Source organism: Gordonia sp. UCD-TK1 (assembly GCF_001691435.1).
GTDB lineage: Bacteria > Actinomycetota > Actinomycetes > Mycobacteriales > Mycobacteriaceae > Gordonia > Gordonia hongkongensis.
On record NZ_LZMP01000026.1, the window covers coordinates 46,475 to 58,818 of the forward strand.

Below are 12,344 nucleotides of genomic sequence, written 5' to 3' on the forward strand. Positions count from 1 at the left end.
TCACCTGATTCCTGTAACGTGCGATGTCAGACGTCGAGACGAGGTACAGCCATGTCGGAACCCGACCGATCAGAGTTGCTGGAGCGGTCCGCCGACGGAGACGTAGGCTATTTCGGCCCCGACTCGTGGTCGTGGAAAGTCTTCCTGCACCCTGCGACGCAGGTCATGATCGCCCAGATCACCAACGCACTGGAATCTCCACACATCGTCTTTCAGCATGTTCTCGCTGAGCACGATCCCGTGTTCGGCGCCCCGTCGCGAACCGCTCGAGTCCCCGATGGACCCCAGGTCACCTTCTTCGAGCGGGTACTGCGGACGGTCAGCGTTCCCGCTCCGATTCTCTTCGGATCGAAGAGCCAGGCCGACCTGGCCGCACGCAAACTGTTCAACTATCACCGACCGATGCGCGGGACGATTGCCGGCAGCAGCGAGAGTTATGCCGCCACAGACGAGTCGAGCATGCTCTTCGCTGCGGTCACGATCGTCCACGCAGCAATGCTCGCGTATGAGAACTTCGCTTACCAGGATGGGCGACGCGTTCGGCGTCTCACGGAAGAGGAGATGTGCGAATACCTTTCCGAGGGAGCCCAGATCGCTGTTCTCATGGGTGTACCCCGCGACGCCTTCCCGACCAGCCCGGACCAGCTCGATGACTACTACGACTCGGTCGCAGACCAGTTCCGGACCAAGCAGGGTTGGTCTGCGGACCGGTTGCGCGCCATCCGACTGCTGACAACACTCGGCAACGGCCGTCGTCCGCGGCACGTCGCGGTCGACCTGGTGCTGGGACTGTCCGAACTGATGTGTCTGGCCGTTCTCCCCGAGGTGTTCCGACGCGGCAACGGCGTGCCGAAGATCGCCGATCCGCTTCTCCGTCTCATGTACGTTGCCGTGCAACCCCTTTTCCGACGCCTCGGCAGCAGCGCATCGCTCACCACGAAGGTGCATGATCTGTATCGTCGCGACGACCCGTTGACCTCCCAGCTCCTCGACAACGCTCTGCGACTCACTGCGTCGCACACGGAGCCGCAATCGTTCCCGTTCGCGTCGACGCAGCTCACCCGGCACGCCGACGGTCGCACCTTCGGCGAATACTCTGCGGTACAACAAGTCTTCGACGAGCTACCCGCCGTCGAGGCCGGCGAGTTGCGGGGACGGTGGCGCGGTACCGAGATCCTCACGAAGCACAGGCTGGATGGGTCCCTGGAGCGGATCGGCTGGTACGGCAAGCACTTCGACGGCGAGGGCAATGCCCTGCCGATCCTGATCCAGACCCAGTCCGGGCGAATTCACCCCTTGAACCCGGCATTGATACCCACCCCACTGTTCCTTCGACCACCGAAACTCCCGCAGCGGGTCGACCGGTTGCTGCGTCGGGTTCTGAACGCCACGGTCCCGATCACGCCCGCCGACCGCCCAGCCGCGTCCGTGCGCATGATGGACTACCGCGGAGAGCAAACCGCCGCCATGATCTACGACAAGCAACCGGTCATCGACCTGTTCAAGTCAGCCGGGCCGAACGTGGTGCTGGGCGCCATGCAGTCGCGTGCGGAGGACCGCCCACACTTCTTCCTACTCGAGAAGGACGACGACGCGCGGAGCCCGATCTCCGTGCACTGACCCCGTCGACTCATTCGGGCGCCGCGCCGCGCAGTCCCGCCGATTCAGCCAGGGCACAGACGATCTCGACCGCGGCGTCCGCAAGTTCGTCGCGATCGACAGCCAACCGGCCGTCGGCGAAGTCGAGGTAGAGCGCGACAAGTGCACCCGACAGGCCGGTCGCGATGATCGGTAAGCGCCCCGGAGTCGGAACGAGCTCGTCGTCGACCCCCAACAGGCCCATGGTCGTCTCGACGAACAGCCGCGATCGTTTCGCACTGTGTTCACGCAAGACATCGTCGCTCAGCGGCTCACGGAGCAGGATGCGAGCACGGCGCGGATCCTCCTCGAAGAACTCACCGCACGCGCGGCACACCGCGTGGACCGACGCCCGGAAATCGCCGCCGGTCTCGATCGCGGCCACCCGCTCGAGGACTCGAGACTCGACCCGGTCGTATATCGACACGAGGAAATCGTCTCGGCCAGAGAAGCTCTCATAGAAGTAGCGTGGACTGAGGCCCGCTTCTCGCACGACCGCCCGCATCGTCACCGCACCGGCACCAGAGGTTCCAAGCAACCTCTCGCCGACGTCCAAGAGCTGGTCGCGCCGCTTCAGAGAACGATCCTGGAGCGTCTGACCTCGCCACCGTTTCTGCGACGAATCACCCACCGTCCGACCCCTCTCCACACTTTCGACCATCGTCCTTGACAGTACTCACCGCAAGAGGAATCATGTGATTCACGTTGGTGCGAGGTTCGACGCGCCGCCTCTACCGGGCGTGTGATTCCACCCCTTCCGCCATTCGGCTCGAGTACACCGAACGCGGAGTTGCGCACTCGCACAACGACAACGAACACCGGTAGCGCCGTCACCAGCGCCGCCACCCCGGACATCGCCGCCACCGCGGCACCGAAGAGAGGACCGACGATGACGTTCAGCGAAGAGATGTTTCAGGAGGCGCTGCGGCAACCCCGCCTCGCACGACCCGCACCCGAGTACCTCGATTCGAACCGGGGCGAACCCATCCGCGTTTTCTCGGAAGAGGAACTCCAGGCCACGACCCGCGAGTGGTTCACGATGTGGGAGGCGAAGCTCGATCTGTACAGCAAAGCGTTCGATCGGGACTTCTCGTGGCTGATGACGTGGGCGAAGAAGTACTGGTGGAGCTTCCTCGTCCGCGACATGAGTCTGAACGACGAATTATACGCAGCCGACATGACATACACCGATGTGACGACCTTCGGCCGGACCATCGTCGGGATCGACGACTTCGTCACCTACAACTTCGCATTCTTCGAAGCGATCCCCGACTGGCGTTATGACCCGATTCCCGATCAGGTGTACGTGGACGTGACACCGGAGGGAACCGTCCGCACCATGATCCGGTACATGGGAAGCGGACATTTCGACGGATCGCTGCGTCTCTACCCGTACGACGACACGGCCCCGGTCATCCACGGCAACGGCCGGTTCGTTCAGTGCCCGGCCGTGGATCGCTATCACTTCAACAAGGACGGCCTCCTCCAAGAGGGGGAGACGCTCTACGACCTGCTCGATGCGCTTCAGCGCACGAGGATTCTGCCACGCGACGACAGTTGGCAGTTCCGCACCCTGTTCGCGGCATCGAAGGTCCCAGCGGTCCTACGGCAAGCACAGGTGAAGCTGGGCCGCGCGTCCTGAGGCGCACTGTGACGGCGCGACATCGCCACGGTCGGGGGGTCAGGACCCGAGGAGCGTCGACGACCAGCGGTCGGTGTAGTCGGCGATCCGTGAATCGGTGGTGTAGGTCGAGTCGATCAGGTACAGACCGGGTGCCGGGCACACCGCTCCGAGCTCCACCAGGACCGGTTTGAGCAGCAGATCGGGCGCCATCGCGTGCGCGGGGCCCGCCCCGAGCATCAGCGGGACGGCGACGACATCGCGCAGGCCCTCGGCCGTGGCGAACTGGTCGAGGAACAGTTTGAGGATGCCGGTATAGGTCGCTTTGAAAGTCGGGCTCGCCACCACGACGAGATCCGACGAGGCGACGACGTCGACCGCGGCCTGGACCGCGGCGTCACCCCATCCGAGCAGACCCGGCCCGAGTTCGATCACGTCGACGACGTGGTCGGGATCGGTCCCGGTCAGTGCCCGCGCCAACTGCCGGGCGGCGTCGAGCGTGCGCGAACCGGGCTTCGGGTTCCCGGCGACAACAGTGGTGGTCATGGTCCGCCTCTCGAGTATGGGTCCCGGCTATCGTGCCGCAGCAGGAGCGGGCACACCCGCCCGACGCCGCAGTATCGTCACTGCCGCGGTGGTCACGACCAGCGCGACGATCGTCCCGATCGCGACGCCGACGACCGCCGTCGTCGCGGCCTCGGCGGCCACGATGATCCCGACGAGCGCCCAGATCAGCGTGAGCGGGTACGCGACGAGCACCGACCCGACGGCGGCGGTCACGGCGAGGCCGAGCAGGGCGCATGCGAGCAGGATGGTCAGCTGCCATCCCAGGGACCGAGGGTCGGCGAGGTCGGCACCGATCGCCGCAGCCCAGTTCTGGAAGACCGCCGCGGTGGCCCAGGCCGCATAGACACCGACGAGGATGCGGGTCAGGACGATGAGCCACCGGGGCGCCGCGTCGTCGGCCGGTCTCGCGGCGATGCGGGCGGCGTCGAGCAGGACCACCGTCATGACCGTCAGCACGATCGGTGTCACCCACGTCCACTCCGCTGCCGACACCAGAATCCAGACCGCCGCGCCGGCGAACGCGACTTCGAGGTCGATGAGCAGACGCCGCGGGTCGTCGGTCCCGGTGGCACCTTTCCACACCACGGCAATGGCGAAGACGATCGACAGCAGGTAGATGAGACTCCAGATCGAGAACGTGTAGCCCGCCGGGGTGATCAACAGGTCAGTGGTCGACTCGTTGGGCGAGGCGCCGAAGCCGGAGAACGGGACCACGGGCGCGACCACCTGCGCGACCGCCAGGAACACGGCAAGCCAGGTGATCGGACCGGAGACGCGTGTGGGTGTCATGTGATCCAAGGTAGGCACCAGTGTCCGGTTTGCGTCGCGAACTCTATTGAGGTTGCGAGCGAGACACCCCCGCCGCCTAGCGCCCGAAGCTTGCGGCGGGACGTCTCCCCGCTCCTGAGGAGCGCCCTGAGCTTGCGGAGGCCCGGGCCCACTGCTCCCATGGAGCGTCGGGTATACGCCATTGCTCGTTACAGCATCCCGTTGAGCAGAAGGAGGTTTCACACTGTGGAGTTGTCAAGGATCGTGTGGCGCCGGGGTCGACGCCGGAGGGTCTGTGGAGTGTTCGCGTGGACTGTCTAGACGAGGGCTTCGTCGAGTCGCATGGTGCGCCGGTTGTAGGCGGGTCGAGGTAGGCGTTTCGGGTCGATGTCGGCGGGCGGAATCAGCCAGGGGTGCCGGTCGGGACCCATCACCACCTGCCAGCCATGGTGATGGACCTGGGTGTGACAGCGCTGGCACAACAGGCACCCGTTGTCCAGATCGGTCGGACCGCCATCGGCCCAGTGGACGAGGTGGTGCACTTGGGTATGTGCTGCGGGGGCACCGCATTTCACGCAACACTGATCGCGCACGACGATCGCCTGCCGCAGATGGTGCGGGAACAGACGTTTCGTAGTGCCCATCCGCAACGGCACCCCTTCGTTGTCAAGGACGATCTCGGCCACCCCACCATCACACGACAGCGGCCGCGCCGTCGACTCTGACACCGCACCCATCCACGGCAGCCGAGCCGGACCAACCCCATCGGCAGGAATGGTCACCAGCAGTTGGGTGCGTGGTGCTCCGGCGGTGGTCATCGCCGCGCCGATCGCAGCTTGATCCAACAACAGTTCCAGTGCATCTGCACGGCGCTCGGCCACGCCTCGACGGTCGGCAGCGCCGTCGGGTTCGGGACGCGGACAGGACCGTTCGTCGATCATCGACACGAACTTCTCCCCGATCACCGCGGTCACATCTGCGGTGATCGCGACCCGACCCTCCTCGGTGATGTGGGTGTGCACGGTGTTCAGCGACGCATCATCGGCCGCCGGCAAGGCGGCGGGGTCGGTGTCGGCGACCCGAATGGCGATCCCGCGGGCGTGGTTGTCGATCTGGGCAGGGGTGGCACCGGAGAACGCCTGCGCGAGCAACTCGCTCTCGAACGTTGACCGGTCGTCGTCGGACAACGCTGACGCCGAACGCTTGTCCACCAGAGTGATCCCACGGATCACCGCGTCGACACACTCAGCAGACAGATAGTCCTCGGCAGCGCAGTCGGCAACCTTCGGCACCAACCCCAACCCGCCGGCGATACGCACATGACGGTGCGCGGCCGCGGGTGGCATGCCCATCTCGATCAACACGTTTCGCGTCGTCGACCCCGCCCGTACCGCGGCACCCGTGGCATCGAAAAGTGCTGTATGCACGGCGATCTGGTGATCGAGCACGTTGCGCAGCATCCGTAGTTCGTCGAGTCGTTCGTGCAGAGCACGGCCACTGCCGTCGTCGGGTGGTGACGGCAGTGAGATGAGGGTGTCGCGGAGTTCGATGATCGAGGGCATGACACCAAGCTACTCGCAATCACGTTCGACGACGAAGTTTCTCCACAGCCCTCATTGTCATCGAATCCTGTTGCACAGCAGTCGCTGTCACTCGTGCCCCAGCGGTGAACCGTGGTGGACTGTGGTGAACAGAAGCCCCATCAGTCCCACACGTTTGGTCAGAGCCGGTGCGCCCGAGTCACTCATGACCCGTTCCCCGAGGAGCGAGCTTGCGAGCGTCAATGCCTGCTCCCTGAGAAGCCGCCATCACACCTGCGGTACTGCGGACTTTCGGATCGGGGCGCGGAAAGGTTCGTCGAACGACCAGACCGATGGCGACGGCCGCGACCGCGGCGTAGACGACGCCGGTGACGATGGCGCCACCGAGGGTCCCGACTGCCTGGCCGGCGACACCGTCGAGCACCACCATCACACCCGCACCGCTGTAGGCGAAGGCGGAGAACCGCGACGCCACACGACCTTGCTCGACGGCGCCGAGACCGCGGGTGACAGCGGCGAGCGCCACTCGGTACCCCCCCGGCCTGACCGATCCCGCCGACGACCGTACCCAGGACGATCACGTCGAGCCGGCCGAGGACGAGACCCACCACCGCCGTCGACCATCCGACGACCAGGAGCACGCCGACCGCCGGTAGCGTCGTCACGAGCCGCACCCCCACGCCGGCGAGACTCGCGACCATCGAGACCAACAGACATGCGCCACCGACACATTGGGCCACGAGGAGCGAGTCGCTCGCTCCGGTGGCGAGGATCGCGGCGGGCATCGCGCCCACCGCGAGCGTCCCGATCGCCCACGCCAGCGCGCCGACCAGATAGGCACCGGGATCTCGACGACGCGTACCCGCAACGTCGAGGTCGCCGTTGTGGACGTCGAGGTCGCCGGTGTGAGCGTGTGTCGACTGCGGCGCTGAGGCATCGTCCGTCGACGAATCATTGTCATACGCAAGCAAACCGGGAGCCAGACGCAGACCGACGAGCAAGACGATCAGGCATACCGCGGTCGCCGCGGCGTGGATCGCGTACACCGTGACCAGCTGCCAGGGCAGGAACACGGCTATCGCGATGGCCGCGACCAGCCCGCTTCCGGCGCCGATGAGCGAACCGGAGGCGATGAACGCACGACCCCGTTCGCCGCGGGCGGCCACCATGATCGCCGCGGCGGCGCCCGTGCTCAGGCCCACCGACGCCCCGGTGAGGAACCGTCCCGGGAACAGCAGCACGTCGACCGATGCGCCGACGATCTGCAGGAGGTCGCCGACGATCGCCGCGAGGAGAGCGAGCGGTAACACCGTGCGGCTGTGCCGGATGAGCGGGCCGCGAGCCGAGATCAACAGGATGATGATCAGGGCGATGAAGTAGGTGGCGAACAGCACCGACGCCGCGGCGGGCCCGAACTCATGGGTGKCCATGTATCCCGGGAGCAGTGGCGTCATCGCATTCGAGCCGCAGATGGCGAGAATGAACCCGACCCCGGAAGCGCCTGTGAGCACACGGATTCCACGGTCGGATCTCAGAGCGACTGCCATGGGGAGAACTCAAACCGACGTCTGTGACCATCGGGCAACCCCGTCGTGGCCGTCGTATTGCGCACCTCGTCGCCCCGACGCCGAGGCGCTGACCTGCCACGTTCTGGCGGGTGACGACGATGGCGCCGGTCGCGCCGGAAACTCAGCCCACGGGGCGAAGGTCCGGAGTCGCCCCCGGACGGGGTCCCCAATACCTCTCGACCCAACTGCCCGACCCGGCCGGTTCATCGGTCTCGGTGATGTCCCAGTCCACGAACTCGTGTAGATCGCCCGCCATCTCGGCGATGACGTCGCGCAGTTCGAGGGGCTCCAGCCAGCGCGGCGGGATGGCCTCGACCCCGTCGCGCGCACCCAGCAGGTTGCCTGCGATCGCGCCGGTGGAGTCCGAGTCGCCGTCGTGATTGACCGCGATGATCACCGCGTCCTCGAGGTCGTCGGCCACCAGCGCGGAGTAGACGGCGATCGCGAGCGCCTCCTCTCCGACCCAGCCCCCGCCGAGGCGCGTGATCGCCGACTCGTGGGACAGGCCCGAACCGGCGAGGACTTCCGCGGCCTCCAGTGCGGCAAGGGTCTCCTCGTGACCGGCCCGATCCCGGAGGATGCCCTTCGCCGTCGCCAGCGCCTCCGGCAGGCCGGCTCCGTCGATCAGCTCGCGGACCGCGACCGCGAGAACGCCGGCGGGAAGCGAACCGGAGGGATGGCCGTGGGTGAGCGCCGCGAGTGTGGTCGCGAGGTCGAAAGTGCCTGCGGCAGACCAGTCCGCGCGGGCCGCGAACAAACCGACCGGCGCCACCCGCATGACACCTCCGCAGCCCTTGCTGTCGTTGTCGGCCGGGACGCCCGGACGAGTGGTCACCCGGAGCGCCTCGAGACAGGTGGTGCCGGGTGCCCGTCGGCTGTGCAACTGCTGGTGCCCTGCCAGCCAGCTGGACCGTTCGGTCGTCGCCAGCACGCCGTGCCGCGGATGGCCGCCCTGCGTGATGAACCACCGCAGGTATGCGCGGGCCGTCGTGGCCGCGTAGCAGGAGATGCCTCCCGCGCAGTCGCGGGCCCAGGCGCGCAGCAGACCCTCCGCAGTGAACAGCGTCATCTGGGTGTCGTCGGTGATGGTGCCGAGGCCGCCGTACGCCTCGGAGTAGGAGGTGATGCCCGCGGGTCCGAACCTCTCCAGGATCGCGTCCCGAGTCGAGAACTCGACTGCCCCGCCCAGCGCGTCGCCGGCAGCACCGGCGAGCAGACATCCGGTGAACCGATCCATGTTCGCCCCCTGTGCTTTCCCCGGCGTTCATCCATGGTCACACGGTTGCGCCGACTCTGCTGGACAGCGGACCGCGAACGGGTACTTTCAGAGGACCTCGAGACGAAGGGGCTCCGATCGTGCTCTCCCTCATCCCCGGTTCACAGCGTCGCAGCCTGGACGAGATCGTCGAGCGCCTCGACTTCTCCGTCGGCGACCGCACCGCCAAACGCAGCGCCTTCTGGTTGATGCTCACGCTGTCCGGCGTCATCGCGGTCTCGGGAGTCGTCGCCGACAGCACGGCGACCGTCATCGGGGCGATGATCGTCGCGCCGCTGTCGACACCGATCCTCGGCATCGGACTCGGAATCGCCACCGGCCGTGGTCGACTCATGCTCGCGAGTGTCGGTTACGTGATCGCCGGGGTCATCCTGGTGACGATCCTGGGCGTCGTGTTCGCTCAGTTGCTACCCAATCCGACGAACGTGCTCTCCAACTCACAGGTGCTGGGCCGGACGTCACCGACGCTCGTCGACCTCCTGGCCGCCCTCGCCACCGGCCTCGTCGGCGCGATCGCCATCACCCGTCGCGACGTCGGTGATGTGCTGCCCGGCGTGGCCATCGCCATCTCCCTGGTGCCGCCACTCGGGGTCGTCGGCGTCTGCCTCGGGTCGGGAGCCCCGTCGCTCGCACTGGGCGCCTTCGTGCTGTTCGCGTCGAACGTGGTCGCGATGATCATCACGAGCCTCGTCGTGTTGACGATCGCAGGCTATGGCCGAGAGGCCGCCGATCTCGCCGGTGCGGAACATCCGAGGGCCCCTCGACGCCGGGCCTACGCGGCACTGGCCGTAGCTCTTGTCGTCGTCACCGTCCCGATGGTCGCGAACTCGCTCTCGTCACTGTGGTCCCGGCAGATCGCGACCGCGGCGGAGTCGTGGCTCGGATCGGGCGGGAACGACTCGTCCGAGGTCACCGGTGTCAGCTGGACCGGCAGTACGGTCACCGTCAGTGTGCTCGCCCCACAGGACCTGCCGCCGATCGACGAGCTCCAGACGACGGTCGACGAGTTGGTCCCCTGGGACCCCGAGGTCGTCGTCGTCCACACCGTCGGCGAGCGGTCGGGTGTCAACTGAGCGTGCCGAACCCCGGCGAGGCATCCGCGCTTCTGACAGAGTGGTACGTACGCATAGCTCACCGAGAACGTCACCGTACGCACTCAACCGAGAATCGACGAGGTCAAGCACATGGCTCTCTCTCGAGACGCATCCCCTGCTGTGGCACAGGCGAATTCGTCCGCCCACGATCACCTCCCGTTCCAGGACACCCGCGACCTGGACGCCGCCACGCGCGGACTCGTCGCCGAACTCGATCCCCCCGCCATCGCCGGCCAGGACGGGAAGCCGGTGTGGGATTGCGATGAATTCTCCTTCCTCGCCGACGAGGCGCCTGCCACCGCCCACCCCAGCTTGTGGCGGCAGTCGGGTCTCGTTGCCCGACAAGGCCTCTTCGAGGTGACCGATCGGATCTACCAGATCCGCGGCCTGGACCTGTCGAACATGACCGTCGTCGAGGGCGACACCGGCGTCATCGTCATCGACCCACTGATCTCGCAGGAGACCGCGGCCGCCGGCCTGCGCCTCTATCGGGAGCATCGTGGTGATCGGCCGGTGACCGCGGTCATCTACACCCATTCGCACATCGACCATTTCGGCGGCGTCAAGGGAGTCACCACCCAAGAGGCCGTCGACGCCGGCGAGTGCCAGGTCATCGCGCCGGCAGGCATGGTCGAGCACGCGGTCGCCGAGAACGTCTACGCCGGAACCGCTATGGGGAGACGAGCCGCCTACATGTACGGCGCCGCGCTGCCCAGGGGCCCGCGCGGTGCGATCGGCGCGGGCCTCGGCCAGTCCACGTCAACCGGAACAGCGACGCTGATCCTGCCGACCCTCGACGTCACCACCACCGGGCAGACCGAGACCGTCGACGGCGTCACCATCCAATTCCAGTTGACCCCCGGCACCGAGGCACCCGCCGAGATGAACTTCTACTTCCCACAGATGCGCGCCCTCTGTATGGCCGAGAACGCGACCCGCACCCTGCACAACCTGCTCACCTTGCGCGGTGCACTGGTCCGTGATCCGCACGTGTGGTCGCGCTACCTGACCGAGGCGATCAACGATTTCGCGGCGCGCTCCGACGTGCTCTTCGCGTCGCATCACTGGCCCACCTGGGGCACCGCGGAGCTCACGGAGTTCCTGTCCCTCCAGCGCGACCTCTACGGATACCTCCACGATCAGACCCTTCGGCTGCTCAACAAGGGCCGGACCGGTCTCGAGATCGCTGAGGACATCGCGTTACCTCCCGCGCTCGCGAACGCCTGGCACACGCACGGCTACTACGGCTCGGTGAGCCACAACGTCAAGGCCATCTACCAGCGTTACATGGGATGGTTCGACGGGAATCCGGCGCACCTCTGGGAGCATCCGCCGGTGGAATCGGCCAAACGGCATGTCGAGTTCATGGGCGGTGCGGACGAGGCGGTCCGAAAGGCCCGCCGATCGTTCGACGACGGTGACTTCCGATGGGTCGCCCAGGTCCTGAACTACGTCATCTTCGCCGACCCGACACACGCGGAGGCGCGAAGTCTCCAGGCGGACACGCTCGAGCAACTCGGCTACGGCTCCGAGAACGGCACCTGGCGCAACTTCTATCTCATGGGCGCATACGAGTTGCGCAACGGGCCGGTTGGGACTCCGACCACGGCTGCGGCCGCCGACATCGCGAGTGCCATGTCGGTCGATCAGCTCTTCGACGCCGTCGCCCTGCGAGTCGACGGGCCGGCGGCCTGGGACGCCCACATCGTCCTCGACTGGCACATCACCGACGCCCACCGACGTCACCGATCGGAGTTGCGCAACGGCCTCCTGGTTCATTTCGACGTGGATCAGGCAAGCGCTGACGACCCCGTCGCCGCCACATTCACCCTGACCAAGCAGACCCTGCTGACGCTGCTCCTCGGGCTCGTGGATCTCGGTACGGCCGTCGAAGCGGGCGACGTCGGCGTCGACGGTGATCCGAGTGCATTCGGCGAACTCGCCGGCTACCTGGACGACCCGGATCCCGATTTCGCGATCGTGACACCCTAGGAGACTGCTGAAATAGTCGGCGTCGTTTCGGTGTGGGGTGAGCGGGTTTGCCTGGTGGGCTGGGATCCTGGTGGGTATGCAGGGTGAGCCGGATCGTCAGGGTGAGTTTCTGGATGTGAACTCGGTCGTCGGGCATTTGCTGGCCGAGGGCAGTGTGTTCGCGTTTTTGGCTGCTCATCGCGAGCAGTTGTTCCCTGCGGAGATGTTCGCGGACCTGTTTCCCAGCGGCCGGGGCCGTCCGTCGATCCCGCCGGCCACGATGGCGTCGGTGATCGTGCT

The 12,344-nt window shown here is 66.5% G+C and carries 10 protein-coding genes and 2 pseudogenes; 5 read left to right on the top strand and 7 right to left on the bottom strand.

Going from position 1 to position 12,344, the window contains the following annotated elements; all coding sequences use genetic code 11:
* The first annotated feature begins 51 nt into the window (after nt 1-51).
* On the top strand, nt 52-1,620 hold the full coding sequence (locus tag A9310_RS25245; protein ID WP_083207406.1) for an oxygenase MpaB family protein: 1,569 nt from the start codon (nt 52-54) through the stop codon (nt 1,618-1,620).
* Nucleotides 1,621-1,630: 10 nt separating this feature from the next.
* On the opposite strand, the gene A9310_RS15765 is transcribed toward A9310_RS25245, so the two are convergent.
* Complete coding sequence (locus A9310_RS15765; protein WP_368072718.1) at nt 1,631-2,065, bottom strand: hypothetical protein; 435 nt, start codon at nt 2,063-2,065, stop codon at nt 1,631-1,633.
* A 9-nt stretch (nt 2,066-2,074) separates the two neighbouring features.
* Nucleotides 2,075-2,299, bottom strand: a pseudogene (locus A9310_RS26610) (TetR/AcrR family transcriptional regulator); the annotation flags it as partial.
* A 228-nt stretch (nt 2,300-2,527) separates the two neighbouring features.
* On the opposite strand from A9310_RS26610, the gene A9310_RS15770 reads away from it, so the two are divergent.
* On the top strand, nt 2,528-3,280 hold the full coding sequence (locus A9310_RS15770; RefSeq protein WP_065631452.1) for a hypothetical protein: 753 nt from the start codon (nt 2,528-2,530) through the stop codon (nt 3,278-3,280).
* Nucleotides 3,281-3,319: 39 nt separating this feature from the next.
* Here the strand turns inward: A9310_RS15770 and A9310_RS15775 are convergent, their stop codons facing one another.
* The 5 genes from A9310_RS15775 to A9310_RS15795 form a co-directional block, all read right to left on the bottom strand.
* Nucleotides 3,320-3,805, bottom strand: coding sequence for an NAD(P)H-dependent oxidoreductase (locus A9310_RS15775; protein WP_065631441.1), 486 nt, complete (start codon nt 3,803-3,805; stop codon nt 3,320-3,322).
* 27 nt (nt 3,806-3,832) lie between these two features.
* Nucleotides 3,833-4,615, bottom strand: a complete 783-nt coding sequence (locus A9310_RS15780; protein ID WP_065631442.1) for an MFS transporter — start codon at nt 4,613-4,615, stop codon at nt 3,833-3,835.
* A 296-nt stretch (nt 4,616-4,911) separates the two neighbouring features.
* Nucleotides 4,912-6,156, bottom strand: coding sequence for an HNH endonuclease signature motif containing protein (locus A9310_RS15785; RefSeq protein WP_065631443.1), 1,245 nt, complete (start codon nt 6,154-6,156; stop codon nt 4,912-4,914).
* A 218-nt stretch (nt 6,157-6,374) separates the two neighbouring features.
* Entirely contained in the window at nt 6,375-7,589 is a 1,215-nt protein-coding gene (locus A9310_RS15790; RefSeq protein WP_254661278.1) for an MFS transporter, read from the bottom strand.
* A gap of 235 nt (nt 7,590-7,824) precedes the next feature.
* On the bottom strand, nt 7,825-8,940 hold the full coding sequence (locus tag A9310_RS15795) for an ADP-ribosylglycohydrolase family protein (RefSeq protein WP_065631444.1): 1,116 nt from the start codon (nt 8,938-8,940) through the stop codon (nt 7,825-7,827).
* A gap of 119 nt (nt 8,941-9,059) precedes the next feature.
* Here A9310_RS15795 and A9310_RS15800 point away from each other — a divergent pair, with 119 nt between their 5' ends.
* The 3 genes and pseudogenes from A9310_RS15800 to A9310_RS15810 all read left to right on the top strand — a co-directional run.
* Nucleotides 9,060-10,052 (top strand): TIGR00341 family protein, encoded by a 993-nt coding sequence (locus A9310_RS15800; protein WP_065631445.1) that lies wholly within the window; start codon nt 9,060-9,062, stop codon nt 10,050-10,052.
* Between the two features lie 111 nt (nt 10,053-10,163).
* Nucleotides 10,164-12,065, top strand: a complete 1,902-nt coding sequence (locus tag A9310_RS15805; protein ID WP_065631446.1) for an alkyl/aryl-sulfatase — start codon at nt 10,164-10,166, stop codon at nt 12,063-12,065.
* A gap of 76 nt (nt 12,066-12,141) precedes the next feature.
* Nucleotides 12,142-12,344 (top strand): annotated as a pseudogene (locus A9310_RS15810) (IS5/IS1182 family transposase); the annotation flags it as partial.